The following is a 25,482-nucleotide window of genomic DNA, read 5'->3' on the forward strand; positions in this document are numbered from 1 at the left end:
CCCGCAGCCGCCCTCCCTTGGCGCTCCTGCTCCAAGGCACCGAAGGGGATGCGCGGGACCGTCATATTGTATACGGAGAATATCGGCAGGAGGAGCGGTACATGTTAGAGGGGAGACCCCGCATTTGATTACCATCGCGGCACCGCCAAGTCGGGCTACAGCTCGGGTACCGCCCGCACGAATTTGTATCCGACCCCATGCACGTTGATGATGTATCGGGGAGCGGCCGGATCCGGTTCGATCTTCTTCCGCAGATTGCTGATATGTACGATAATGGTGCGCGAGTCATTGAAGCACTCCTGCCCCCAGATCTCGCGGAACAGCTCCTCGTGCGTGAACGTCTTGTCCGGGCTCAAGGCCAGGAAGCTCAGCAGATCGAACTCCTTGCGCGATAGCGGTACTGCCCGCCCTTCCACCGTGACCGACCTCGACAGCCGGTCGATGCCGATGGGGCCTACCTGTATCTTCATCCCGCTCGGGTCCCCATCCCCGGCCAACCGGGGCCGCCGGAGGTTCGCCCGCACCCGGGCAACGAGCTCATTCGGGGAGAACGGCTTCGTAATATAATCATCCCCTCCCAGGTTCAGTCCGTTGATCTTATCTTCCTCCTCCTTCTTGCAGCTCAGAAACAGAATCGGCGCCGAGGTAATCTCCCGCAGCTCCCTGCAGATCTCGAATCCGCTTCGGTCCGGCAGCAGCACGTCGAGGATCGCCAGATCCGGCCGCTCACGGGCGGCCAAGGCCACCGCTTCCTCCCCGCTCCGGGACCAGACGACCCGGTATTCGTTTCGCTCCAGATATTTTTTTATAATCTCGCCGATCTCCTTGTCATCTTCAACCAGCAGTATCGTTTGTCCTGACATGAAGTTCACCACCACTTGTCTTCATACTTTTTTCTTCTGCATACCTAAGCGCGTCCGTCCCGGTGACCGGAAGGGTGAACGTGATAACGGTCCCCTTGTCCGGTTCGGACCACTCGACCCAGATGCGGCCGCCATGAGCCTCCACGATTTCTTTGGATATCGACAGGCCGAGACCTCCGCTGGTTTTGCCGCGGGAAGCCCGGCCGGAGTAATACCTCTCGAATACATACGGCAGATCTTTGGGATGGATGCCGCGGCCGGTGTCCCGGACGCTGCAGCGCATCTCGTGCCCGTCGTCGGTCACGAGCACCCCGATCCGGCCGCCGCTGGCCATGAATCCCATCGCATTGAAGATGAGATTGCTGAACACCTGATGAAGCCGGTCCAGGTCCGCCTCTACGATTCCATAAGCATCCCTGTCCGCAGCCTCACCGGTACGCTTCACCGTCAACTCATAAGCGATCCCCGCATTGCGCGCATCGAGCTCGTACCTGCCGAACAGCAGGGAAGCCAGATGGTTGATCGAGATCCGACCCAGCTTGAACTTGACCTGCCCCGCTTCCAGCTGCGAGAGCTGGAACAGATCCTCGATAAGCCGGTCCATGCCGAGCACCTTGCTGTGGATGAGGCGGACATACCGCTCTCTCTCCTCTTCCGAATCGACCATCCCGTCCAATATGGCTTCGAGGTAGCACCGGATGGTCGTGAGCGGCGTACCCAAATCGTGCGAAATATTGCTGAGCAGCCTGCTGCGGGAAGTCTCCAGGCGGGACAGCTCCTCATTCTTGCGTACGAGCTCCCCGTTGGCGGCTTCGAGCTCGGCACTTCTCTCGAGCACCTTGCTGTGCAGGCCGCTGTTCAGCTTCGTGAGCGCGGCGGTCAGCTGCTCTTCCTGGACATAGGTGCGGGAGAGCTTGATAGAGAGAAGTACGGACTGGGAGAAGACGAAGAACAGCAGACCAAAGGCCGACAGCGTATCCCGGGACACAGCGAGCTCATGGGCGTAGAGCATATCGCTGATGACGGTGGCGAAGAACAGCAGGCAGGTGAACAGTAGAACCCGCGCACCGGCCCTGCGCCGGACGGCGGCTTTGGCGACAATCGAGATGATATAAAGAGAACCGCCGCAAATGATGAGCTGCAGCACGATCAAAGTAGTAGTGTACAGCACGGGGGGCAGCAGAATCACCAGTACGGCGTAGGCGGCCGGCAGCAGCATAAACAGCAGCGTGCGGCGCGGAGAGCTTTCTTCCGGGAACGAATGGGTGATGTATTGGATAAACAGCGGCAGAGAGACAGCGGCCGTCAAGTATTCGAGCTCCAGCTGCAGTTCGCCGGTAAGCCCGGGGAACACCTTGACGAGCAGCACTTCGCCGAGCAATGTCATCCGCAGGGCGTAGAGAAGGCAGAAGGCTCCGAAATAGAGCATCGACCAGGACTGGGGCCGCGCCGTATACAAGCCAAGATGGTACAGTCCCATAATCAACAGGGAACCGATCAACAGCGCATCGAAGCCTACGGCCAAGTCTTCCGACCGGTGAACCGGCGTCATATCCCCAAGCTCGATGGCCTGCCGGAGGCCGCCTTTGGCATGGGCGAAATTCGCGACCTGAAACACGATATCCAGTTCGCCGCCTTGGGGATGGAAGACCGCCATCGCCTGTGCATATTGCGGTCTCGAGGCAGCCCCGGAGACTCCGACCGTACCGGCCGAAGCGACAGCCGTCCCTCCGACCCACAGCCGGTAGGCGCTGTTCACGGGCGGAATCCGCATTGCGAGCAGCGTGCGGTCGTCTGTACCCGGCGGAAGCAGTACACGCAGCCGATAGGTGGCGTAGCCTTGCCCCGGCCGTTCTCCGTCCGGGGACGGCATGCCCTTCCAGGTGCCGGGAAGTACGGCGTATTCTTCCGGCCGGAGACCCGATTCCCGGAAGTCTTCCGGGGTAAGCAGCTTCCCCCAGTACATCTCCCACTCCCCGCTCAGGGGCACGCCGCCCCGGCGAAGCGCTTCGGCTTCGTCCAAGACCAGCACGCCTTGCCGGGCTTTGGCCGGGGCATCATCCTCCCGCCAAACCGGCAGCCTCCCCGTCCAGACCAACCCGATGAAGAGGGCCGCCAGAAGCGCGATGGCAACGTAAGGCCTTAAGGTCCTGCTGAACATGCGGCTCGTTCAACTCCCTCCAGCGTATTCTATCGCATGGCGTAACCAGCGGGACCTTTTCCAACCATTGGTATCATAATTCGATGCTTTTTTGTAAATTCCTTCAAAAAACAACAACCAAACGCAAAGAACCCCTCTTACAGCCGGAAGCATAAGCTTCTTCCTGCAGAGGGAATAAGTGCGGGCTTCAGACCGGCGTCCCGCTGCCGCCGCTTTGCTTGGCGGTAACCGAAAGCCAATCCGTCCGGTAGAACCGGATACACAGCGCCAAGGCGAATGCAGCCAAAAAAGCATACAGCGAGAACCAGGCGCCCATACTACCGAGCCCCGCCACAAAGGTAAGCCCGTAAGCCAGAGGAACGAAGAGCAGCCAGTTCAGAACCAGCGAAACGCGAAGCAGGAAGGTCGTGTCACCGACGCCCCGCAGAGCGCCCGCATAATAATTCAGCAGCCCGTCGAACAGCTGAAGGTAGGCGGAGGCCATAATCAGCCTGCCGGCAAGCTCGTAGACCGCCGCATCCCCGGTATACAGCCGGGCGACTTCGACCGAGAAGACCAGCTCGGCCGTACCCAGCACCAGCAGGAACAAGCTGCCGAGCACGGCGACGTCCCCGCCCATCCGTCTGGCACCGAGCGGATTCCCGCGCCCGATCTCCTGGCCGACCAGAATCGTGGCCGTGGCGCCGAAGCCGAAGGCCGGCATGAACCCGAGGCTCATGACGTTCAGCGCAATCTCGTTGGCGGCGAGCGCTTCGGTTCCGAGATGTGTGATGAACATTGTGAATACGAACATGGCCAGCGACATCGCCAGCTCCTGGACCCCAAGCTTGCCGCTCTCGCCGATAAGGAGGCGGGCTTCCGCCCGGTCGACGGTCACCCTTCGTCTCGTTCCGTAACGGGCGTGCAGACGGACGAAGTATACGTAAGCGCTGCCGAGCAGGCCCAGCGCTTCACCGAGGAGAACGGCCAGCCCCGCCCCGGAAAGCCCGAGCTCAGGCAGGCCCCAGTGTCCGTAGGTGAGCGTATACGTGAAGAAAATCATAGCCGCATTCGCCGCAATCGTCATCACCATGGGGGTCCGCGTATCGCCGATGCCCCGGAAGAAACCGTGCAGGATGAAGCTCAAGGTAAAGCAGGCGACAGCGAACAGCCGGAACCGCAGGTAGTCTGAGCCTGCCGCCACCAGCTCCGCCGAACCGCCCATCAGCTTCAGGAGCAGACCGGGGGCCAGCCAGCCGGCAAGCACGGCAAGCAGGGCGACAGCGAATCCCACGTAGAGCGCGATGTACGTCCGGCGCACCGCCTGATCCATCTGGCCGGCCCCGTAATTCTGGGCCACGAGATAGTTGACGGAGTGGCCGAAGCCCGAGCAGGCCGCCCATGCGTTATAAGCGATGATATTCGATACGCCGACGACGGCGATGACCAGAGCGCCCATTCCTCCGACCATCATCAGGTTAATCGTTCCGGTCACCGTACCGGAAGCGAACGAGATAATGGAGGGGAGGGCGAGGGTCAGGATGAGTCTCCAGTTTTTGGTCCATTCGGCAAAGTGGCGCAGCATGGCGGAAGGTCCCGTTCCTCTCTAGAAATATACAACTCCTCCCATTGTGCCTGAAACCTTCCGGGCGAACAAGCAGGAATTGGTAACTTCCCCGGCGCAAGTAGGAACAGGATACCGGACCATGTTGTGGAATGAACCGGGGCAAGGCCCCAAACTCCGCCGATGCTCCGAATTCTATGGGACCACAAGCTAGACAGAAAGGGGGCAGGAACCCGAATGGACAACCCGCTGAAAGAAGTAACCCGTGACTTGCAGGAGCTGCAGCGCCGCTATGCCGGTCTCGGAATCCGCTTCGAGCAGCTCGAACGCCGGCTGTCCGACATGGAAGAGCGGATGGAGCAGCTCGAGGACCGGGCCGAAGGTCTGCCTTCACGCCTTACGAAGGAGTCCGCCCTTCCGGTTTGAGCGCGGTGACCCGCAGCCGGCGGTAATCCGCCGTGTATTCTCCGCCGTCGTACAGCGCCGGTCTCACGATTCTCTCGCAGCGGGCGTATGCTTCCTCCCGCTGCTCCTGTGTCAGCCCCGTGAAGAACATCCCCGCGAACGCATCCAGCCAGTTCCGCAGCCCCTGCTCCCCGTCCCCCAGCGGCGTCGGCCGGTCGTACAGCTCCGCCGTACGGACGCAGAATCCTTGGGCTTCGAGCAGCGAAGCATAGTCGCCGACACTTGGGAAGTACCAGGGATTACGCTCCTCCGCCCGGATCCCATACGGCTGCAGCGCCTCGGAGATCCCCCGGTAAATGGCCTTGATATTCCCCCTGCCCCCGAACTCCACGACGAGCCGGCCGCCCGGCCGCAGGGCGAGCCACATCGATTCGGCCGCGGCCCCCGGCCGCAGGATCCAATGCAGCGCCGCACTTGAGAACACCGCATCGTAAGCTGCCTCCCCGTCTGGCAGCCGGAAGGTCTGCGCGTCCCCGCACCGGAAGTCCAGGGATGGATACTTGGCCGCAGCCTGTACGATCATCGCTTCCGAGCTGTCGATCCCGCTCACATGCGCTCCACTCCCCGCAATCTCCGCGGCCAAATCCCCTGTACCGCAGCCGATATCGAGAATGCGTTCCCCCGCCTGCGGGTTCAGCCATTCGATGAGACTCCTGCCCATACGGGATACGTATCCAATCTTATTGTCGTAATGACCCGCGTTCCATGAGTTGCCAGCCCCGTTTGTCGCCATGCCAACCATTCCCTTCGCTTTTATATTTTGAATTATCTTACAGATTATCTTATAAGTACAATATATAAAAGTAATGTATTATATAGTTTTTACCTATAATTTAACCCACTGAAGAAGATCCTCCCTGCTTATTGCCGCGAAACCAAAGAATTAGGGAGCATGGACCCGTAGGAGCAATCCCCGACTGGACTGAAAGCCTGGCTCCACAGATGGGGGAATGGCGGAGGACACCCATTGTACGTACCTTCTCTTGACCTAGTCCAAACTTAGTTTCGGCGGTTTACGCCCAAGCCTTCCTTTATTGAAAGTAGAGGTTACTTGGGTTCATGCGCACACCGACCACTGGAAATTTTTATATGATGTCCAACTGTTCCACACCTGGCATCCGTGCTATAATAAATCGAATGCGACAGGCAGGTGATCTCATCATATGCAGAAAATTCCAGTCATCCGCGATAAAAAGAACTCCGATATCACGATCATTCCGTCTGATGAGGTTGTGAAGATCGAGTGCATCCGGGACAAGGAGTTCATTATCCATACCATTTCCGACAAGTACTACTGGGCCGCCTCGCTTGAAGTTTTCGAGGAGTGGCTGTATGAGGAAGGCTTCCGGCTCATCGACCAGATGAACGTGGTCAATATGAACCACGTGACCGAGTACGAACCCCGCAAAGGTGTCGTTACGCTCCGCTCCGGTTCGTCCCCCAGATATAAGACCGCTTCCGCCGCGTGGATTCATGGCGAGCATATCACCAACGTCCGCAGCCTGCTCGGCAAGATGAAAGAACTCGATAAGGGCATGCCTCCAAGCACGGAAGGGGACGAGCTCTTCGAGACCCTGCTCGCGCAGGAAGAAGACCACCGGTTCGCCCGGTCCTATGCCATGATCAAAGCCCTGTATGAGAAGAAAAAAGCCGAGCTGCTTCTTGAAGAGAGCGAGCTGCGCTACAAATCCCTCTTCGAGCATAATCCCGACCCCATCTGTTCCCTGAACCTGAACGGCCTGCTGACCAGCGTGAATCCGGCTATGTTCGAGGTGATCGGCTACCCGGAGAATGAATTGGTGCACGGGACCATCGAACGGCTCATTGCGCCCGAGCATTACGGGAGATGGCTGCAGCACTTTCAGGAGACGCTTAACGGCTCCACGCCGCACTACGAGATTACCTTCATTCACAAGAACGGGTATGGCGTAGAAGCCAGCGTGCTGAATTTCCCGATCTTCGTAGGCAAGCAGATTGCCGGTGTCTATATGATCGGACAGGACATCAGCGACCGCAAGCGGGCCGAAGAGATGCTGATCCGCTCCGAGAAGCTGTCCGTTGTCGGCCAGCTTGCCGCAGGTGTAGCGCATGAGATCCGTAATCCGCTCACATCCCTCAAGGGCTTCGTCCAGCTGCTGCAGGGCAAGATCAGCGGTTATGACAACTACTTCGATATCATGATGGAGGAGCTTGACCGCATCAACTTTATCGTCAGCGAATTTCTCGTCATCGCGAAGCCGCAGTCCGTGCGGTTTCTGAAGAAGGATCCCGGGGCTATCCTGCAGAATACCCTCATGCTGATGGGCTCACAGGCTTTGATACATAACGTGGATATCCATACGCATATCGATCCCGACCTCCCCTTGATCCTCTGTGACGAGAATCAGATCAAGCAGGTGTTCATCAACATCTTGAACAACTCCGTAGACTCCATGCCGTCCGAAGGCGGACAGATCCACATCGCCTTCCTTTCCTCCGATGACGGCAGGGTGCTCATGCGGTTCACCGACCAGGGATGCGGCATTCCGGAGGACCGTCTGCCGAGGCTCGGAGAGCCCTTCTATACGACGAAGGAAAAAGGAACCGGCCTCGGCCTGATGGTTACGTTCAAAATCGTCGAAAACCACGGCGGCAGCCTGAAGTTCTACAGCTCCCCCGGGGAGGGAACGACCGTCGAGATTTTCTTCCCCGCCGTTGTTCCGGGGGAAACGCTGGCCGTATAGACAGGAAGTCCCTCTCCTCTGCCGGCGATGTCCTTCACTCCCCCCTCTTCCGCACGCCAATCAGCCTGCCGTTCCCGTGCAGGAGCATGCAGGCTGATTAACGTATGGCGGATACGTGGATGTATCACTCCATAGTACGGGTACGGACCCTACGGGTATGGAGAATACGGATAGTACGGAACGGGCGCGGGAACAGGCAGCGGCACGATCCATGGCGCCCCTCCCCATGGCCCGTATTGGGGACCCATAGTGCGGATATCCATATTGGGGACCCCATCCATGGGGCCTCCGTGCCAAGGCCGCCGGTATCCGGCAGGAACGGGCGCGGATGGCGAATTCTTCTGCATAGGCACATACCTCTCTTCAGGTTATAATCGGGTATTACGCCGTTTCTTCTTACACTTTATATGTGGGGAAAGCCCGGAGGTACCTGCCTACCGGGACAATGGGGTATCTGCCTATTCCCGCTCACTACAATCCAACGGAGGTAACTATTCATGGCCATTCTAGTCACAGGCGGAGCCGGCTATATCGGCAGCCACACCTGCGTTGAGCTTCTCCAGGCGGGAAGATCGATCGTTGTTGCAGACAACCTGTCGAACAGCAAGACCGATTCGCTGCAGCGCGTACGCGAGCTCACCGGCAAGGACTTCCCCTTCTATGAAGTGGACCTGCTCGATAAGACAGGCCTTGCCCGAATTTTTGCCGAGAATGAGATCGAAGCGGTCATCCATTTCGCCGGCCTCAAGGCTGTCGGCGAATCCGTAGCCTTCCCCCTGCGCTACTACGAGAACAACATCACCGGCACACTGAATCTGTGTGAAGCGATGCAGCAGCACGGCGTGAAGAAGCTGGTATTCAGCTCCTCGGCTACCGTCTACGGCATGTCCGAGCAGGTACCGATCACGGAGTCTTCGCCCCTGTCCGCCACGAACCCGTACGGCCGCTCCAAGCTCATCGTCGAAGAAATCCTGCGTGATCTCTACGTCTCCGACAACACCTGGAGCATTGCCCTGCTCCGCTACTTCAACCCGATCGGTGCCCATCCGAGCGGACGGATCGGAGAAGATCCGAACGGCATCCCGAACAACCTGCTGCCTTACATCAGCCAGGTTGCCGTCGGCAAGCTGAAGGAGCTCCGCGTCTTCGGAAGCGACTATCCGACGGGGGACGGCACGGGCGTACGCGATTATATCCACGTATGCGATCTGGCCGCAGGCCACCTGCGGGCGGTCGAGAAGGTGCAGTCCACTACCGGCGTAGATGCCTATAACCTCGGCACCGGCAAAGGTTACACCGTGCTGGAGGTCATCCGTGCCTTCGAGCAGGCTTCCGGACAGCCCGTCCCTTACGCCATCGTCGACCGCCGTCCCGGCGATGTAGCGATCTGCTACGCCGACCCGGCCAAAGCCCGCGAGCAGCTGCAGTGGACCGCCGAGCGCGGCATCGAAGAAATGTGCGCCGACGCCTGGCGCTGGCAGTCCGGCAACCCGAACGGATATTGATCTCGTCCGCAGATCCGCAGCGGGCTTGGAGGCGAGGCTGCGCATGAGCTCTTCGTCCGGCAGCTGCCTGCCGTACACGCCCCAAGAACACCAAAGAAGCCTCCGTTATGGAGGCTTCTTTGGTGTGTGCCTGCGTGGTCTCTTCGCTGCTCAAGCAGACGTTCCGCGGATCCCGGCCAAACGCTCCACGCAGAGAGCGCTCTGGCGCTGCGGACGGAGAAAGAAAATCCTCCATGCCGGAGGATGAGGTCGAGGCTGCGACAACCCATGGGCGCCTTGAGCTCGGCATACCGGGAGACGGACTCGCGGGCTCCCTCTCTACCGGTTGAGCAGGCTGCCTACATAGCGCAGAAGCTCGTTCGCTGAAGATGTCGTGTATCCGTGCTCTTCCACAAGACGCTTGATAACTTCGTTGATCCGCTTGAGCTGGTTGCCGTCCGGCGTCTTCGTGGAGGTCGTGATCTTCACGATATCCTTGAGATCGGTGAACAGCTTCTTCTCGATCGCCTCCCGCAGACGCTCGTGGCTGCTGTAATCGAACCGCCGATTCTTGCGGGAGTAGGAGGACATCCGGATCAGGATTTCCTCGCGGAACGCCTTCTTGGCATTCTCCGAGATGCCGATCTGCTCCTCGATCGACCGCATCAGGCGCTCATCCGGATCCATCTCCTCGCCGGTGAGCGGATCCTTGATTTTGGCCCAGTTGCAGTAGGCTTCAATGTTGTCGAGGTAGTTGTTGAAGAGGGTCTTCGCCGACTCGTCGAAGGAGTAGACGAACGCCTTCTGCACTTCCTTCTTCGCCAGTTCGTCGTATTCCTTGCGCGCGACCGAGATGAAGTTCAGGTACCGCTCCCGCTCTTCCTTCGTGATCGAAGGATGCTGGTCGAGCCCATCCTTGAGCGCCCGCAGCACATCCAGGGCATTGATGAATTCGAGATCGTGACGGATCAGCGCGCTGGAGATCCGGTTGATGACATACCGCGGGTCGATCCCCGACATGCCTTCTTCGAGATACTCGTTCTGCATTTCCTTCAGATCCGCTTCCTTGTAGCCTTCGACCTCCTCGCCGTCGTACATCCGCATTTTTTTGACGAGGTCCATCCCCTGCTTCTTCGACTCCTTGAGCCGGGTCAGGATCGAGAAGATCGCTGCGGCACGGAACGAATGAGGGGCGATATGCACATGCTTCATGTCGCTCTGCTGGATAAGCTTCGTGTAGATCTTCTCCTCTTCCGTCACCTTGAGGTTGTACGGAATCGGCATGACGATCATCCGGGACTGCAGCGCCTCGTTCTTCTTGTTGGCGATGAACGATTTGTACTCGGATTCGTTCGTATGCGCAATAATCAGTTCGTCGGCGGAGATCAGCGCGAAGCGGCCGGCCTTGAAATTCCCCTCCTGCGTCAGGGAAAGCAGGTTCCACAGGAACTTCTCGTCGCACTTCAGCATCTCCTGGAACTCCATGATCCCCCGGTTCGCCTTGTTGAGTTCCCCGTCGAAGCGGTAGGCGCGCGGATCGGATTCCGAGCCGAACTGGGTGATGGTCGAGAAGTCGATGCTGCCGGTGAGGTCCGCAATATCCTGGGACTTCGGATCGGACGGACTGAACGTACCGATGCCGACCCGGTTGTCCTCGGAGATCAGCACCCGCTCGACCAGCACATCCTCGATGCGTCCCCGGTACTCGTCACGGAGACGGATTTGGCACGAAGGGCACAGGTTGCCTTCGATCTTGACCCCGAGCTCCTGCTCCACTTCGGGACGCAGCTCGTGCGGAATGAGATGCAGCGGCTCTTCGTGCATCGGGCAGCCCTGGATGGCAAAGACCGCGCCGTCATCGGTCCGGGAGAACTGCTCCAGCCCCCGCTTCAGCATCGTTACCAGCGTGGATTTACCGCCGCTGACCGGCCCCATGAGGAGCAGGATCCGTTTGCGCACTTCGAGGCGGCGGGCGGCGGAGTGGAAGTATTCTTCCACCAGCTTCTCTACGGCGGAATCCAGGCCGAAGATTTCCTTATCGAAGAAATTGTACGAGCGGCGCCCGTTCTCTTCGGTGATGCCTTGCGAGGCAATCATCTCATACACCCGTGCATGCGCCGTCATGGCCAAACGCGGATTCTCGCGGAGCTTCTCCACATATTCGGCGAAGGTCCCAACCCAAGCCAGTCTTTCGGTTTCCGTGCGGTGGTCGGCGATTTTTTTGAATAAGCTCATGATTCTAACCTCCTAAGGGTTTTGCCAAGCAAAACCTACTTCGAAAGCGTCGGCCCGCCCGAAGCCGTACCGCGGAGATCCGCCCAGGTACGACCGGGACAACCCGCTGTTGTACATCTGTTGTCAAAATGGCCTTGGGGTCGTCTCCGGCAGCTGCTGAGGGAAAGACGGCATCGGCTGCGGTGGTGGATACCGGCGGCAGTACTTGCTTGGACAGCATCGGCGTGAGTTTCCTATGGATGACAGCGCGTCAGGTTACTTTACAACCCTCTTCAAGATCTGAAGTGTATTAAATACCTATGCAGGAAGAGGGACGAAGTTGCCCGAAATTTTAGACAAAATCAATAAAAGGAATCGGGCGCCGGCCAACCATCCATATATTCCCTGGCATCCCGTGGAAGCTCATAACAAACACCCCTGAGGCGGCTGCCTCAGAGGTGCTCTTAGCTTATTAGGCCGGAATACGCCGCCGCTTGCCTGCGCACTCCGTCTTCAGCAGCAGCGGGATACTTTGCCGCCTTTGGCATTATACCGGGCGTCCTGGGCTTCGCGGAAGAACGCCTCCCGCGTCTGGACCGGGAGCTCCGGATGGCTCTCCCGCATATGCTTCACATACGTTTCATAGTTCGGTACGCCGACGAGCAGGTCCAGGAATTGCTGACGGTACTGCAGCACGGTTTTGACGCGTTCAAACATAGGTGGTCGCCTCCCTGCCGTCGCCTCCGCGCGGAACGTAAGGCGCCTCGTGGATCTCCATCTGTCCCTTGGTCAATACACGATACCATGTGCGCAGGGCGGCCAACAGCACGAGCACTACGATGATCATGAACAGCCCGCACAGCGCGGCATCCACATAATCGTTGGTGATAATCTGCTGCATCTGCCCCATGTTCTTGGCGGGTGCGAGCAGCTTGTCTGCCTGCATCGCTTCCTTATATTGGGATGCATGGCTCAAGAAGCCGATCTTCGCCAGCGGATGGAACAGCTTCTGCCAGCCGGCCGTCATCGTCACGATCAGCAGCCAAACGGTTGGCAGAAGCGTGACCCATGCGTATTTCTTCTTGCCCATCTTAAGCAGAACCGTCGAACCGAGAATGAGCGCCAGGCCGGCGAGCATCTGGTTGGCGATCCCGAACAGCGCCCACAAGGAGTTGATCCCTCCGAGCGGATCCACCACGCCTTGATACAGGAAGTATCCCCACCCTGCGACGCACAGTGCGGTGGCGATGACGTTGCCGAGCGTCGACTCGGTATTGCCAAGACGCTTCGAGGCACTGCCGAGAATTTCCTGGATCATGAACCGGCCGACCCGGGTACCGGCGTCGATCGTCGTCAAGATGAAGAGCGCTTCGAACAGGATGGCAAAATGGTACCAGAACGCCATCAGCGCCTTCCCTCCGATCACGCCCGAGAGGATATGGGCCATGCCGATCGCAAATGTCGGTGCGCCCCCGGTCCGGGAAAGAATCGTGGTCTCTCCCACGTCCTTCGCAAGGCCCGTCAAATCATCCGGCGTAATGGTGAAGCCCCAGGATGTCAGTTTCGCTGCGGCCTGCACGGCATCGGTTCCGATGGCCGCCGCCGGCGAGTTGATCGCGAAGTAGGCGCCCGGCGTGATGACGCAGGCTGCGATGAGCGCCATGATGGCCACGAACGATTCCATGAGCATCGCACCGTAGCCGATCGGCTGTGCATGCGACTCGCGTTCGAGCATCTTCGGCGTCGTGCCCGAGGAGACCAGCGCATGGAAGCCCGACACCGCGCCGCAAGCTATAGTAATGAAGAGGAACGGGAACAGATTGCCCGCGAACACCGGCCCCGTGCCGTCCACGAACTGGGTGGTGGCCGGCATTGCCAGCTCCGGCATGACTACGAAGATCCCGAGCGCCAGACCAACGATCGTCCCGATCTTCAGGAAGGTGCTCAGATAATCGCGCGGGGCGAGCAGCATCCAGACCGGCAGCGCGGAAGCAATGAAGCCGTAGGCAATCATCATCAGCGCGATCGTTTCGCCGCTGAAGGTGAACATCGAGGAGAGATACGCGGACTCGGCCACATATTTGCCGGCGATCAAGGAGCCCATCAGCAGCACGAGACCGATAATCGAAGCCTCCACGACTCTCCCCGGCCGGATATAGCGCATGTACATGCCCATGAGCAGGGCGATCGGAATCGTGGCGGCGATGGTGAACATCCCCCACGGAGAGCCGATCAGCGCCTTCACGACCACAAGGGCCAGGACCGCCAGCAGGATTACCATGATCCCAAGGATACCCACCATGGCGATCGCGCCGGCCACCGGGCCAAGTTCGTCCTTGATCATTTCGCCGAGCGATTTGCCGCTCCGTCGGGTGGAAGCGAACAGGATCACGAAGTCCTGTACCGCGCCGCCCAGAATTACGCCGATCACGATCCACAGCGTTCCCGGCAGATAGCCCATCTGCGCGGCCAGCACGGGACCGACCAGCGGCCCCGCTCCGGCGATCGCCGCGAAGTGGTGCCCGAACAGCACCCATTTGTTCGTCGGGACATAGTCCTTGCCGTCGTTCTTCAGCTCCGCCGGCGTCTTCCGGTTGTCGTCGAGCCCGAACACCTTGCGGGCCAGGAACCGGCTATAGAACCGGTAGGCTACCGCATAGCAGGACACGGCGGCAACAACCAGCCACAGCGCGTTGACCGTCTCGCCTTGGTTCAAAGCTACCGCAGCGAACGCAAAAGCGCCAAGCACGGACACGAGCCCCCATAAGATGATGGATTTTACACTTCTGGACACAGCATTCCCCTCCGTAGATCTGGTATTGATAGCGTTTGCAATTATATATCTACCAGTATAAACGGTTTTTCCCTCCGAAGGAATGCTCCGGGCGCAACATGTCCCGGCCGCCTTCCAACGTGTCAAATTTCGAGCTTATAACGCAGTTCCTTGACATAATTACGGCTTACCGGCACCGTACTGCCAGCCTCATCATCCATTCGCACGTCGTAAGCGCCGTTCACCCACGACTTCAATTCGGTGATAGCCGCGAGGCGGACCAGATAGCTCTTATGACACCGAAAAAAACCGTGCGGCCCCAGCTTCTGCTCCAGCTCCTGCAGCGTATAGGCGACCGGATAAGCTCTCCCGCCGCTGTGGACAAGCACATGCTTGCCCTCTTTGCCGATATAGAGAATCTCGCCCGGAAAGACATACTTGATGCCTCCCTCTACCTCAAGGGCCAGCTTGACACTGCTGCCGGACGAGGCGGCCCTATACGGCAAGGGGGCAGCGGTCTTGCGCAGCTCCCGGAACACCCCCGCCACGTCCTCCTCGTCATACGGCTTCAGCAGGTAGTGAAAAGCCCGGAGCCTGAAGGCTTCCACGGCATATTGATCATATGCCGTGGAGAATACGATCCGAAGCCCCGGCTGCAGGTCCGCCAGGAGCTCGGCGACCTGCCTGCCACTGAGGTCCGGCATATCCATATCAAGGAAGAGCAGGTCAGGCCGCTCCTCCTGTACCCGGCGGATCGCCTCCATACCGCCCGAAGCCGTAATAACCCGCTCGACGCCCGGTGTCTGCCCGGTTAAGTAAGCGAGTTCCTCCCTCGCCGGCGCTTCATCGTCCGCAATCACCACCGTATAGCCCATAGTCCCTCTCCTTTCATTGGCCCTGCGCTTCCTTGCTCCATGTCCGGTCCCCGCGCTTCGACTCATCCCATGGAATACGGAAGGCGATCCGCGTCCCCCGCCCGGGTTCGCTGCGGATCTCCAGCGGCTTCTCCGTCCCGTAATGGTACCCGAGCCGCTGGGCAATGTTCTCGAGCGCGATGCCGGCGTGTTCCTCCCTTCCCGTGCGGGATACGCCGGTGTCCATCCCGCTGCCGTTATCCTCCACGGTCACTTCGATGCTCCGGCCGCCGCCGGATGACGCCTCCCGGATGCCGATGCGGATGAGGCCCGGCCGGCCGCTGTTGCGGGTGCCGTGGAGGATCGCATTCTCCACCAGCGGCTGGATCGTGAACGGCGGAATGAGCCGCTCGAGCACCCGCTCGTCGATCTCCGTCACGAGCTGCAGCTGATCGCCGAGCCTGGCTTGGGTCAGGCTCAAGTACGAGGTGACGAGCGACATCTCCTCCCGGATCGTTACCAGCGTTCGGGAAGAATTGTTCAGATTGGTCCGCAGGAACCGGGAGAGATGCATGACCAATCCCCGGGCTTCATCCGGTTTGGTCCGGATATACGACTTCACCGTATTGAGGACGTTGAACAGGAAGTGCGGGCTCATCTGCGCCTGCAGCGAACGGATCTCCGCATCGGCGAGCAACTGCGCCTGACGCTCCGCTTCCACGAAGGCATACTGCTGCGACAGCAAGCCCGCCAGCGTCTGGAGCATCCGGCGGCGGGATGGGCTGTCCTCCCTGCTCCGCTCATAGTACAGCCGGAATGCTCCCAGTCTCTTCTTGTTCTGCAGCTCTAAGGGAAGATCGATATAATGGGCTGTCTTCCTCCCCTCATGGGCTCTCTCCTCGCTCCCCTGGCAGAAGGAGACGCCCACCGCCTTCGTCTCCTGGTTCAGCGTCCGGGCGGCCTCCACCACAGCCTGTTCGAACGGAAGACGCCACAGGGGCATCGTCAGATCCGCAATATGAAGCGCCTTGCGGGCATGCTCCGTGCCGATCCGGTCCTCCTCGCTCTCGATCGTCTGATAGAGCACGAAGAACAAGGCGACCCCGATCGAATTGGCCGCCGTCTGCGGCCCGATGATCAGCGAGACCAGACTGAGCGTATCGTGCCAAGGGCGGACCAGCAGCAGAATCAGCGCCATCTGCAGCAGTTCGGCCAGCAGGCCTGCCAGGAAAGCCAGCCGGACCGCTGAGGACGACGCTCTGCGCAAGCGCTTACGAAGCGCTCCGCGGCAGAGCCCGGCCAGCAGGCCCTGCAGCAGCGGGGCGATCATGCACGCGACCGCGACGAACCCGCCCAGGCTGTAGCGGTGCAGGCCCGCGATGCCGCCTACGAGCAGGCCGATCCACGGCCCCCCGAGCAGACCGGCAATCACCACGCCTACCGTCCGGGAGTTGGCGATCGCCGAAGCGCCGGAGATGTCGCCAATCCAGGGTGCCGGTCGGTAGCTGTAATCCGTGACCGCGACGCCGGAATAGGTGCCGAGCACGGCATACAGGCTGAAGAAGAGGACGAAGCGCCACGGAGAGTTCCCGTCCCCTCCATAGCTCATATACCCTCTCATCCACCGGCTCCGCGAGAAGACAAAAGCCAGAGCGATCAGGAACCCGACCCGCTCCAGCATATCGACCAGCAGATGAAACATCGGTTACTCCGTCTGCGGCAGCGGCTGCTGCGCCGGCACCGCCACGCCCGCATGCTCCCTGCCGTACGATACGGCCGAGAGCCACTCCTGCAGGCGCAGGATCGTGTAGCGGCTGCGCACGTACTTCGCGTAACGCAGGCTCTGCTCCACGAGCTCAGGCTCCACGCCGAGCTCCGCTTCCGTCACCGGACCGCCGGCCCGGCCGAGCCAGTCCGCGAGCTGCTCCGGCGCCGGCACGCTGCGGCAGACGGCCTGCACGGCGTCCCAGCGCGAAGCGAGGCGCTCGCCGAGACCCCGCAGCAGCGCTTCGCGGCTCGCGGGCTCCAGCTCCGCGGCATTCTCCGCGCGCACCTGGTCCGCCAGCGGGCCGTACGCCTGAGCGATCGCCGCCTCCGCTTCTGCAGGCGACAAGAATACCGGGTCGCACAGACGCCGCAGAGCCGCCGTTCGGACCGTCTCGGCGTCCAGCTCCGCCGCCTGCGCATACAAGCCCGCCATGCGCACCGCTGCGGCGCCTACCTTGGCGCCGTGCAGCAGCGCCCGGCGGCGGGCCTGCAGGAAGCGCATCTCCCAGAAGTGGGAGAGGTGGTGCTCCGCGCCTGACGCCGGACGGGAGTGGCCGACGATCAGCATCGAGATCCCGGAGAGGATGAGCCCCTCCATCAGACGGCGCTGGCCCTCCTCGGAGCCGGCCGCGATCTCGTCGACATGGTCGATGCACCGCGCCAGCGCCTGGCGCGTCATCTCCGCGGCAAGCTCGCACACGTGCTCGTCCAGCAGCACGCGGCCGAGCTCCCAGTCCGCGAGCGACGTATACTTGCCGAGCATGTCGCCGAAGCCTGCGGCGGTCATGACCTGCGGCGCGCCCGCGAGCAGCGCCAAGTCCGCGAAGACGGCTTCCGGGGCGCAGGCCGGGATCGTCTGCTTGAAGCCGCCGAGGATGAGCGGCGCGCCTACGGAAGCGAAGCCGTCGACCGACGAGGCGGTCGGCACGCTGAGGAACACGCGGTCTGTCTTGAACGCCGCGAAGCGTACGATATCGTGGATCGTGCCCGAGCCCACGGCGACGATCGCCTGCGACGCGGCGTCCACGTGCAGCAGCAGCTGCACGATGGCGCGCTCGTCCGCGGCGAGCTCCCCGTGCTCGTCTTCGGTGAGCACGACCAGCTTGGCCTCGAGCTGCGCCTCCCGGCAGCGCTCCAGCAGCGCCTCCCCGGCGGCCTCGGCCGTGCGCCGGTCACACACGAGCAGCAGCGAGCGGAGCCCCCGCTCCTGCGCATAAGAAGGCAGCACCGCCAGCGCGCCGCGGTCGATCACCACGCGGCGGATGGGCACCGCGTGGTCCTTGCCGCAGCTCTCGCAGTAGAAGCTGCGGCCGAGCCAAGGGTCAATGTCCCCCGCCTGCCCTAGCCCCAGTCCTTCGGTGTGCTCCAGTGGTATGCCATGCTCCATATCCATCTTCATCCGGCTCCTCTCTCTATTCCGCAATGGCTGCGGTCTGTTCTCTCTTCTTGCAGTTCATCCGGCAGGCATCCGGTTCGGCTTTCTCCTGCAGCCTTCCTTCCGCCCCGAACCCGCATACTCCCCTATTATACCAAATCTATCCTTGGAGATCTGTGCTATAATGGCTTGTGCGAACAAAAGTCGAACAGAAGTCGAAGAAAAGTCGAACGGAAAGGAGCGGTCCCTGTGGCCATCAAAAGCGAAACGGAGCTCTATGCCCCGGTGAAAGCCTACCTGGAGGAGCTCGGCTACAGTGTCCGCGGCGAAGTGCGCCACTGCGATGTGGTCGCTATCCGCGGCGAAGAGCCGCCCGTGATCGTCGAGCTCAAGCGCAGCTTCACGATCCCCCTGCTGCTCCAGGGGATCGACCGCCTGCGCCTCTCCCGCTCCGTCTATGTCGCGTTCGAGCGGCCGGCCAAGGGCAAAGCGCCGCACAGCGCTTCCTGGCCGGAGCTGCGCAAGCTCTGCAGCATGCTTGGGCTCGGCATGATCACCGTGCAGTTCTACAAGACGAGAAAGCCCCGCGTCGATGTCGAATGCCATCCGCTCGAGGGCGGTGCACTCTATCCTTCCCCCGCTCCTCCAAGGCACAGCAAATACGCCGCAGGCAAGCTGCTCCAGGAATTCCAAGAGCGCAAGGCGGATTATAATATCGGCGGCAGCACCAAGCGCAAGCTCGTCACCGCCTACCGGGAGAAATCGCTGCACTTGGCCGGCCTGCTCGGAGAGCTCGGCCCCATGAGCCCAAGGCAGCTGCGCTCCCTGACCGGATACGCCCAAGCGGCGTCCATCCTCCAGAAGAATTACTATCTCTGGTTCCATCGCGTGGACCGGGGTGTCTATACGCTGAGCCCGGAGGGAGAGGAAGCGCTGAAGACCTTCGCGCATGTAGTTGACGGCTTGCTTCCGGCGGATGCGATACAGGGATAGAGCGCCTTCCAGGCAAAGCATGCCAGGAGGCCCGGTGTTCTCCATCCTGCGTTCTCACCCGCCTGTCTCCCATCCTACCCTTATTATCCGCGGCGGCTGCCCTCCTACAGTCTGAGAACATACGGAACAGGCCGGAGAGGGCATCATGCCCTTCCCCCCGCCTGTCCTCTCCGCTGCTGTTATCCTTGCTGCCTTTTTCGGCTGCTATTGCTTCCCCGCCGCCAGCTGTCTCTGGCGCTTAACCAGGTCCTTGTGAATCCAGATCGCCGCCAGCGCCCCTTCCCCCATCGCGATGCTGGTCTGCTCCGCATGGATGCCGACATCTCCCGCCGCCCATACGCCGGGAACGCCGGTCATCTTCGTGCGGGGGTCCGTGACGATGTGCTTGTTCTCGAGGCGCTCAATGCCCAGAGGCATCGCCCAGTCGGTCATGACCCGGTTGCCGCCGAATGCGATGAAGGCCCTGTCCCCTTCCAGGATGCGTCCGTCCTTAAGCCGTACCCCATGGAAGGCAGCTTCTTCTCCGCCCACGATTTCCTCGATTTCTTCTTCTATATATATGATTCCCCTGGCTTCCATCGCTTCCCTCTTGCCGCTCCCGACCACCGTACGCTCGTGATTCACATAGGTGATCCGGTCGGTCCAGTAGCTCAGGGCCATCGCCATGCCCGAGCCGGCTTCGCCGGAGCCGAGAACGATCGCATGGCGGTCCATGACCTCGAACCCGTCGCAGTCGGGGCACACGTAGATGCTCCGCCCCAGACGCTCCTCCAGACCCGGGAGAGGCGGGAAACGGTCCATCACACCGGTGGCGATGAGAAGAGTGCAGCCTTGCATCGCTCCTCCGCTGCCTCCCATCGCCACTTGGAACCGGTCCCCCGATTTCGCCGCAGCAATCACTTCTTCTTCCAGGAACTCGACGCCCAAGGCTTCCGCATGACGGCGTCCGCGGTCGCGAAGCTCGGGGCCGGACACGCCGTCGGGCCAGCCAAGCAAATTATGATAGTTTCCGCATAAGGCGGAGCGCCCCCGCTCCTTATCGATCACCAGCACCTTGTGCCGGTACCTTCCCAGCTGAATGGCGGCCTGCAGCCCGGCTATCCCGCCGCCTACAATGATGCAATCGTACATTGCCTTATGCTCCTTTCCCTTCGCTCGTTAATAGTATAGCTTCCCAACCTTCTCCATCCTTCATACCCTGCGCAGCCGGGCCCCAAACAAAAGAAGGCCTTCTCCGGGAATCGGAGAAAGCCGTTATTCTCTTGCTCTAGAGCTTGGTACCTGCGGTCCCCCGCGGGGTCGGCCTCTGTGGGGACAAGGCCGGAGAGCGTCCCGTCCCCCCGCCGGCTCCCTTAGTGCTCAGCAGCCCCACCAGACCGATCTGCAGCAGGGAAGCTGCCGCGAGCACCCAGGGGAGCGCCCCGCTGCCTGCGTACTTCATGAGGCCGAGCAGGGCCAGGATCGAGACGACCCTCCCTCCGTTCAGGAACACCTCCCGCATGACGACCGACTCTACTCGCAGCTGGCCTTTCAGCGGCAGCCTGCCGATCATCCGGAAGTAATACGAGGTGATCGTATTGCCTTGGAGCGGCGCACAGACGGAGTAGATCACCATGAATGCAATGACCGTGAACAAGGTCATCTTCCAGATAAGGAAGAAGGTAGCGATCAGAAATCCGGCGGTCGAGACCACGACGAACCTCACCGCCTTCTCCTCGCTGCCGTACCGGGAGAGGAACAAGCTCGTCCCAATAGACAGGCTCGCATACAGGACCCCTAAGTAACCGACCAGGTCCTCCCGGCCTACGAGCTGGAAGAGCAGGATGTTCGGCAGGAACAGCATCATCCCTTGGAACAAGCCCATCACGCCGAAGGCATACAGGGAGTTCAGCCAGGCACGGTTGCGCTGCATGAGCAGCCCCGCGAATCTCAGATAATAGGCTTTGTGGTGGGAAGGCTTCATCGGAATCCTCATCGAGACCACAGTAGCCAGCAGGAACATGAAACAGGCAGTCCCAAAGACGAGCGTGTACCCCTGAAGCCCGTTATTACGGGCGATAAGGAAGCCAGCGAGCGCCGGGCCGATCAGTCCCCCGAGTGTGAAGAGCACCGTATTCACGGCGAGATAACGGATCCGGTTGCCCTCTGTCGATACATCGTACATCAAGGTCAAGTAACCGGCCCAATAGAAAGCGCTGGAGATGCCGTTCAATATAGCGAACATCACATAATACTCAGCCACCCGTTCTCCTGCGAAGACCACCCCCAGGTAGAACGCAGCCGTCATCGCAATGCCCAGCCGGTAGGTGACCATCCGGTCCCTGCGCTTGATGAGCCAGCCGCCGAGCGCAAAGGCGAACGGCGCCACCGCATAGGTTACCGCATAATACATGCCGTTGACCGCCAGGCTGTGCGTCAGACGCCATAAGTACAGCGTCAGGAACACGCCCGACATGGATGCCCCGAACTGGAAGCAAAAATGGATAAACAGCGATACTCCCGCTTCCTTCGACAGCCTCCGCTCGAGCGGGACCGCCTCCCGCCCCATGCTCCATCGTTCCCTGGCCCTGCTCCACAGCCTGCCCACACCATACACCCTCTCCATCAGAGTCCGTTTCTCTTCTTACTCCCCAGCACCCTGAGTTGAAACGTTGCAATTGTATCTTTCTCCCTATTCTACTCCTGCCCTCTCCCTTTGTTAAACGCCAAAAAGCCCCAGCCGGGGGGCTGAGGCTTCGTTTGGTAAGACCAGGCGGGGATATCCGCGGCGAATCGCTGTTATTTCTTCGCTTTCAGGTTATCCCAAGCTTTTTGGAAGTCCGTGTACATTTGATCTTTGTTGACTTTGCCTGCAACATAAGCCTGCAGCGTCGCACCCAGCTCGTTCGTTACGCCATCCGGGTATTTAGGCCAGTTCCAGCTCAGCGTCTTGCCTTCTTTGCTGTACTTCATGAGGTCGGTAGCGATCGTGCCGAGGTCCTTCTCGTCCGCCGTGATGTTCGTGAACGCCGGAATGAACTTGAATTCCTTCGTCATGTACTGCTTGCCGATATCGGAAGTTACGAGCCAGTTCAGGAAGTCCTTCGCTTCTTTCTTCACCGCAGAGTTCTTGTTGACAACCCAGTTGTTCGGAACGCCGATGAAGAGCTTGTCGTTCGCTGCCGCATCTTCGTTGATCGGCATCGGAAGCACGCCGAGCTTCAGGTTCGGGTTGATCTTGTCGATCTGTACTTGAGTCCAGTTACCCTGCTGCATAATAGCCGCTTTGCCGCTTGCGAAGTTAGTGACTTGGGTGTTGTAGTCCGTCGTCAGCGGGTTAGCCTGGCCGTACTTCAGCGTCAGGTCCATCAGCTTCGTCCACTCGTCGAACACAGGTCCGCCGAATTTTTGGGAGCCGTCATACAGGCCGGCGATGTATTTGTTCGGATCCGCTTGACGGGCCATCGCGACGTTCAGGTTATGAATGCCGAGGATCCACCATTCGCCGTAGCCGTTGGAGAATGGCGTGATGCCTGCCGCCTGGAGCTTCTTCGCCGCATCTTCGAGCTGGGAGAGCGTCTTCGGCGTTTCGGTGATGCCTGCTTTTGCGAACAGCTCCTTGTTATATACGAAGCCGTAGCCTTCGATATTCATCGGCATACCATAGAGCTTGCCGTCTTTGGTCATTGGTTCTTTTGCAGCCGGAACAACGTCCTTCAGCCAAGGCTGGTCGGACAGGTCCTCGAGGTGCTCCATCCATGTATCCATCTCGCGGTAGCCGCCGACGTTGAAGATATCCGGCGCATCGCTGGAAGCAAACTTTGTTTTGAGGGCCGCGCCATAGTCCGCGCCGCCGCCGACCGTTTCGATCTGCAGCTTCACGTTCGGATTCGCCTTCTCGTATTCATCTTTGAGGCGGTTGAGCGCTTCGTTAATCTCCACTTTGAATTGGAAAATTTTCAGCGTAACCTGTTTGCCTCCTGCATCCTTTCCGCTGGCAGCCGGGGTCTGCTCTTTGTCTGTATTCCCGCCGCAGCCTGCAGCCAGTCCTGCAAGGAGAACCGCGCTCAGCGAAAGGGCTGTTGCCTTCTTGAATCCTTGTTTCATGGGTGTACCCTCCCTTTATTGGTAGACTCTGTTGATGTTCACGAATAGTGTGTCTACAATTCCCATTATAAATTCTGGCAGGTGAACCCAACACCGAGGATATTGAACAAAAAGGTGGAACAAATTGACCACGCTTTCATTCAGCGGGTTCAAAAGAGGACAATTCTCCCCCTTTTTTTGAAGCTCGGATGATCCCTCACTCACAAGTTTAGTAACCGCTATGTACTAGATTGAATCGGCAGCGCTCCGCTGCTCTCCATACAAAAACCGGCCCCGAGGCCGGTCTATGCGAAACTATTCATCGCCTTCCCCCGGCGGGAATCCCTCCCGCCGGGTCTGGGTTTGAGTGACGATTACAGCCCATGATCAGCCCTTGACCGACCCTGCCGTAATCCCTTCGATGATATGGCGCTGCATCGCCAGGAAGAAGATGACGATCGGGATGATTCCGAGCACAAGGGCCGCGAGTGCGAGGTCCCACTGCTTCGTGTACTGCCCGAAGAAGGTGTTCGTTGCCAGCGGAATCGTCTTCAGCGTCGGATTCTGAAGGATCAGGAACGGCAGAAGGAAGTCATTCCAGATCCAAAGGGAATTGAGCAGAATAACCGTAACGCCGATCGGCTTCAGCAGCGGAAGCACGATGCGGAAGAACGTGCCGTAGGTGCTTGTTCCGTCCACCACTGCGGATTCTTCGATCTCCATCGGGATCGATTTGATGAACCCGTGGAACATGAAGATGGAGAGCGGTGCTCCGAAGCCGATATAGCAAATCACAAGACCGAAGATGCTGTCGAACAATCCGACGGTCTTCGCTACGCGGACCAGCGGGATCATGATCGACTGGAACGGGATAACCATTGCCGCGACGAAGACCAGGAACAAGAGGTTGTTCAGCTTGTTCGGATGGCGGACCATCCGGTAGGCTGCCATGGCACTCAGGAAGGCAATCGCCAGGTTGGCGATAACCGTGATGATCAGGGAATTCGTGAGCACCGTAGGGAACTTCAGAATCTTCCACGCTCTGACGAAGTTATCCCACATGAGGGTGGCCGGCAGGGACGTCGGATCGGTGAGCAGGTCCGCGAACGTCTTGAACGAGTTCACGATGACGAAGTAGAACGGAACCAGGAACACGAGGCCGAGCAGTACCGCAATAATCTCTAGGCTGAATGTACGGATGGAATAACGCGGTGTTTCCATTACACTTCAACCTCCTTGCTTTTCGTGATGCGCACTTGAATGGTGGTAATGATCGCTACGACAATGAAGAACAGGAAGGCTTTCGCCGTACCGAGACCGAAGCGGTTGTTCTGGAACGCTTCCGTGTAGATGTTGAGCGCGACGGATTCCGTCGACTTGAACGGTCCGCCCTTGGTAAGCGACAAGTTGAGGTCGAACATCTTGAAGGCGTTCGAGATCGCCAGGAACAGACATACCGTCACGGCCGGCATGATCAGCGGCACAATGATCTGGTAGAGCAGCTGCCAAGGCTTGGCGCCGTCAAGCTGCGCGGCTTCCATGATATCCTTCGGCACATTCATGAGTGCGGCGATATAGATGACCATGAAGTAACCGGCTGTCTGCCAGGCGAAGACGATGACGATGCCCCAGAAGGCCGTTATTTCGTCCCCGAGCCAAGGAAGGTTGAAGAACGGAATGTTCGTGAGCTGCCCGATCGCCGGGAAGCCCTTCACGAAGATAAACTGCCAGATGAAGCCGAGCAGCAGGCCGCCGATCACGTTCGGCAGGAAGAAGACGGTACGCAGGGTATTGCGCAGCTTCAGCGGACGCGTCAAGATCAACGCGACAGTGAAAGCCAGTACGTTCGATATGATCACGGCCGCGACCGAGAACCGGACGGTGAACCAGAAGGATTTCATGAAATCCGGATCATTGAACAAGATTTGTTTGAAGTTATCTAGACCGCTCCACGATACTTTGCCCGAGACCCCATTCCAGTCAGTGAACGAGTAATACATCCCGAGGAAAAAAGGCACGATCACAATCAACGCAAAGCAGATGAAAGCTGGTCCGACAAACACGAGCTGTTCGAGCCAGTCTGCCGATTTTCGTCGATTCATCGTATGTTCCTCCTTTAAAATTCGCACTTTTTTTTACTTTGCTTTTTGTCTATAGTACAGAGTATACAAAAAAGAGCCCCTCTCCCAACACTGAGAATGA

At 59.5% G+C, this 25,482-nt stretch carries 20 protein-coding genes; 5 read left to right on the forward strand and 15 right to left on the reverse strand.

The annotated features are described in order from the left end of the window. Positions 1 to 155: 155 nt before the first annotated feature. The 3 genes from O9H32_RS07240 to O9H32_RS07250 form a co-directional block, all read right to left on the reverse strand. Entirely contained in the window at positions 156 to 863 is a 708-nt protein-coding gene (locus O9H32_RS07240; protein ID WP_269865254.1) for a response regulator transcription factor, read from the reverse strand. Next, complete coding sequence (locus O9H32_RS07245) at positions 835 to 3,024, reverse strand: sensor histidine kinase (protein ID WP_269865255.1); 2,190 nt, start codon at positions 3,022 to 3,024, stop codon at positions 835 to 837. The genes O9H32_RS07240 and O9H32_RS07245 overlap by 29 nt, the downstream gene beginning before the upstream one ends. Before the next feature lie 187 nt (positions 3,025 to 3,211). Beyond that, complete coding sequence (locus O9H32_RS07250) at positions 3,212 to 4,588, reverse strand: MATE family efflux transporter (protein WP_269865256.1); 1,377 nt, start codon at positions 4,586 to 4,588, stop codon at positions 3,212 to 3,214. Positions 4,589 to 4,804: 216 nt separating this feature from the next. On the opposite strand from O9H32_RS07250, the gene O9H32_RS07255 reads away from it, so the two are divergent. Beyond that, the gene (locus O9H32_RS07255) at positions 4,805 to 4,993 is read left to right on the forward strand and encodes a hypothetical protein (RefSeq protein WP_269865257.1); all 189 of its coding nucleotides are present in this window, start codon (positions 4,805 to 4,807) and stop codon (positions 4,991 to 4,993) included. On the opposite strand, the gene O9H32_RS07260 is transcribed toward O9H32_RS07255, so the two are convergent. Then, a complete protein-coding gene (locus O9H32_RS07260; protein WP_269865258.1) occupies positions 4,965 to 5,765 on the reverse strand; it encodes a class I SAM-dependent methyltransferase in 801 nt (266 codons plus the stop codon). The two genes, O9H32_RS07255 and O9H32_RS07260, sit on opposite strands and share 29 nt — an antisense overlap. Before the next feature lie 430 nt (positions 5,766 to 6,195). Here O9H32_RS07260 and O9H32_RS07265 point away from each other — a divergent pair, with 430 nt between their 5' ends. The 3 genes from O9H32_RS07265 (at position 6,196) to O9H32_RS07275 (ending at position 9,589) form a co-directional block, all read left to right on the forward strand. Continuing rightward, positions 6,196 to 7,755 (forward strand): ATP-binding protein, encoded by a 1,560-nt coding sequence (locus O9H32_RS07265; protein ID WP_269865259.1) that lies wholly within the window; start codon positions 6,196 to 6,198, stop codon positions 7,753 to 7,755. Positions 7,756 to 8,252: 497 nt separating this feature from the next. After that, entirely contained in the window at positions 8,253 to 9,260 is a 1,008-nt protein-coding gene (gene galE / locus O9H32_RS07270) for a UDP-glucose 4-epimerase GalE (protein ID WP_269865260.1), read from the forward strand. 107 nt (positions 9,261 to 9,367) lie between these two features. After that, on the forward strand, positions 9,368 to 9,589 hold the full coding sequence (locus O9H32_RS07275) for a hypothetical protein (protein WP_269865261.1): 222 nt from the start codon (positions 9,368 to 9,370) through the stop codon (positions 9,587 to 9,589). Here the strand turns inward: O9H32_RS07275 and O9H32_RS07280 are convergent. From O9H32_RS07280 to O9H32_RS07305, 6 genes are all read right to left on the reverse strand, one after another. Further along, positions 9,579 to 11,474 (reverse strand): PrkA family serine protein kinase, encoded by a 1,896-nt coding sequence (locus O9H32_RS07280; protein WP_269865262.1) that lies wholly within the window; start codon positions 11,472 to 11,474, stop codon positions 9,579 to 9,581. The genes O9H32_RS07275 and O9H32_RS07280 overlap by 11 nt on opposite strands. A 492-nt stretch (positions 11,475 to 11,966) precedes the next feature. Further along, positions 11,967 to 12,170, reverse strand: coding sequence for a YbdD/YjiX family protein (locus O9H32_RS07285; protein ID WP_269865263.1), 204 nt, complete (start codon positions 12,168 to 12,170; stop codon positions 11,967 to 11,969). Next, complete coding sequence (locus tag O9H32_RS07290; protein WP_269865264.1) at positions 12,163 to 14,247, reverse strand: carbon starvation CstA family protein; 2,085 nt, start codon at positions 14,245 to 14,247, stop codon at positions 12,163 to 12,165. The genes O9H32_RS07285 and O9H32_RS07290 overlap by 8 nt, the downstream gene beginning before the upstream one ends. Before the next feature lie 122 nt (positions 14,248 to 14,369). Continuing rightward, complete coding sequence (locus O9H32_RS07295; protein WP_269865265.1) at positions 14,370 to 15,101, reverse strand: LytR/AlgR family response regulator transcription factor; 732 nt, start codon at positions 15,099 to 15,101, stop codon at positions 14,370 to 14,372. Positions 15,102 to 15,114: 13 nt separating this feature from the next. Next, a complete protein-coding gene (locus O9H32_RS07300; RefSeq protein WP_269865266.1) occupies positions 15,115 to 16,782 on the reverse strand; it encodes a LytS/YhcK type 5TM receptor domain-containing protein in 1,668 nt (555 codons plus the stop codon). A 3-nt stretch (positions 16,783 to 16,785) separates the two neighbouring features. Further along, the gene (locus O9H32_RS07305) at positions 16,786 to 18,240 is read right to left on the reverse strand and encodes a sn-glycerol-1-phosphate dehydrogenase (protein WP_269865267.1); all 1,455 of its coding nucleotides are present in this window, start codon (positions 18,238 to 18,240) and stop codon (positions 16,786 to 16,788) included. A 231-nt stretch (positions 18,241 to 18,471) separates the two neighbouring features. On the opposite strand from O9H32_RS07305, the gene O9H32_RS07310 reads away from it, so the two are divergent. Beyond that, the gene (locus O9H32_RS07310) at positions 18,472 to 19,215 is read left to right on the forward strand and encodes a DUF2161 domain-containing phosphodiesterase (protein ID WP_269865268.1); all 744 of its coding nucleotides are present in this window, start codon (positions 18,472 to 18,474) and stop codon (positions 19,213 to 19,215) included. 204 nt (positions 19,216 to 19,419) lie between these two features. Here O9H32_RS07310 and O9H32_RS07315 read toward each other — a convergent pair whose 3' ends face one another. From O9H32_RS07315 to O9H32_RS07335, 5 genes are all read right to left on the reverse strand, one after another. Beyond that, positions 19,420 to 20,346, reverse strand: a complete 927-nt coding sequence (locus O9H32_RS07315; RefSeq protein WP_269865269.1) for an NAD(P)/FAD-dependent oxidoreductase — start codon at positions 20,344 to 20,346, stop codon at positions 19,420 to 19,422. 136 nt (positions 20,347 to 20,482) lie between these two features. Then, a complete protein-coding gene (locus O9H32_RS07320) occupies positions 20,483 to 21,820 on the reverse strand; it encodes an MFS transporter (RefSeq protein WP_269865270.1) in 1,338 nt (445 codons plus the stop codon). Between the two features lie 173 nt (positions 21,821 to 21,993). After that, positions 21,994 to 23,301, reverse strand: a complete 1,308-nt coding sequence (locus O9H32_RS07325; protein ID WP_269865271.1) for an ABC transporter substrate-binding protein — start codon at positions 23,299 to 23,301, stop codon at positions 21,994 to 21,996. Positions 23,302 to 23,667: 366 nt separating this feature from the next. After that, positions 23,668 to 24,501 carry a carbohydrate ABC transporter permease gene (locus O9H32_RS07330; RefSeq protein ID WP_269865272.1) on the reverse strand — a complete coding sequence of 278 codons (834 nt, stop codon included), beginning with the start codon at positions 24,499 to 24,501 and terminating at the stop codon, positions 23,668 to 23,670. After that, the gene (locus O9H32_RS07335; protein ID WP_269865273.1) at positions 24,501 to 25,382 is read right to left on the reverse strand and encodes a carbohydrate ABC transporter permease; all 882 of its coding nucleotides are present in this window, start codon (positions 25,380 to 25,382) and stop codon (positions 24,501 to 24,503) included. Before O9H32_RS07335 ends, O9H32_RS07330 begins: the two co-directional genes overlap by 1 nt. Positions 25,383 to 25,482 lie beyond the last annotated feature (100 nt).

It is taken from the genome of Paenibacillus caseinilyticus (assembly GCF_027533645.1).
GTDB lineage: Bacteria > Bacillota > Bacilli > Paenibacillales > NBRC-103111 > Paenibacillus_G > Paenibacillus_G caseinilyticus.

What these genes read in the sequence shown, in the direction of transcription:
- O9H32_RS07240 (WP_269865254.1), bottom strand. Translation starts at nt 863, where the DNA reads ATGTCAGGACAAACGATACTGCTGGTTGAAGATGACAAGGAGATCGGC.
- O9H32_RS07245 (WP_269865255.1), bottom strand. Translation starts at nt 3,024, where the DNA reads ATGTTCAGCAGGACCTTAAGGCCTTACGTTGCCATCGCGCTTCTGGCG.
- O9H32_RS07250 (WP_269865256.1), bottom strand. Translation starts at nt 4,588, where the DNA reads ATGCTGCGCCACTTTGCCGAATGGACCAAAAACTGGAGACTCATCCTG.
- O9H32_RS07255 (WP_269865257.1), top strand. Translation starts at nt 4,805, where the DNA reads ATGGACAACCCGCTGAAAGAAGTAACCCGTGACTTGCAGGAGCTGCAG.
- O9H32_RS07260 (WP_269865258.1), bottom strand. Translation starts at nt 5,765, where the DNA reads ATGGCGACAAACGGGGCTGGCAACTCATGGAACGCGGGTCATTACGAC.
- O9H32_RS07265 (WP_269865259.1), top strand. Translation starts at nt 6,196, where the DNA reads ATGCAGAAAATTCCAGTCATCCGCGATAAAAAGAACTCCGATATCACG.
- galE (WP_269865260.1), top strand. Translation starts at nt 8,253, where the DNA reads ATGGCCATTCTAGTCACAGGCGGAGCCGGCTATATCGGCAGCCACACC.
- O9H32_RS07275 (WP_269865261.1), top strand. Translation starts at nt 9,368, where the DNA reads ATGGAGGCTTCTTTGGTGTGTGCCTGCGTGGTCTCTTCGCTGCTCAAG.
- O9H32_RS07280 (WP_269865262.1), bottom strand. Translation starts at nt 11,474, where the DNA reads ATGAGCTTATTCAAAAAAATCGCCGACCACCGCACGGAAACCGAAAGA.
- O9H32_RS07285 (WP_269865263.1), bottom strand. Translation starts at nt 12,170, where the DNA reads ATGTTTGAACGCGTCAAAACCGTGCTGCAGTACCGTCAGCAATTCCTG.
- O9H32_RS07295 (WP_269865265.1), bottom strand. Translation starts at nt 15,101, where the DNA reads ATGGGCTATACGGTGGTGATTGCGGACGATGAAGCGCCGGCGAGGGAG.
- O9H32_RS07300 (WP_269865266.1), bottom strand. Translation starts at nt 16,782, where the DNA reads ATGTTTCATCTGCTGGTCGATATGCTGGAGCGGGTCGGGTTCCTGATC.
- O9H32_RS07305 (WP_269865267.1), bottom strand. Translation starts at nt 18,240, where the DNA reads ATGGATATGGAGCATGGCATACCACTGGAGCACACCGAAGGACTGGGG.
- O9H32_RS07315 (WP_269865269.1), bottom strand. Translation starts at nt 20,346, where the DNA reads ATGTACGATTGCATCATTGTAGGCGGCGGGATAGCCGGGCTGCAGGCC.
- O9H32_RS07320 (WP_269865270.1), bottom strand. Translation starts at nt 21,820, where the DNA reads ATGGAGAGGGTGTATGGTGTGGGCAGGCTGTGGAGCAGGGCCAGGGAA.
- O9H32_RS07325 (WP_269865271.1), bottom strand. Translation starts at nt 23,301, where the DNA reads ATGAAACAAGGATTCAAGAAGGCAACAGCCCTTTCGCTGAGCGCGGTT.
- O9H32_RS07330 (WP_269865272.1), bottom strand. Translation starts at nt 24,501, where the DNA reads ATGGAAACACCGCGTTATTCCATCCGTACATTCAGCCTAGAGATTATT.
- O9H32_RS07335 (WP_269865273.1), bottom strand. Translation starts at nt 25,382, where the DNA reads ATGAATCGACGAAAATCGGCAGACTGGCTCGAACAGCTCGTGTTTGTC.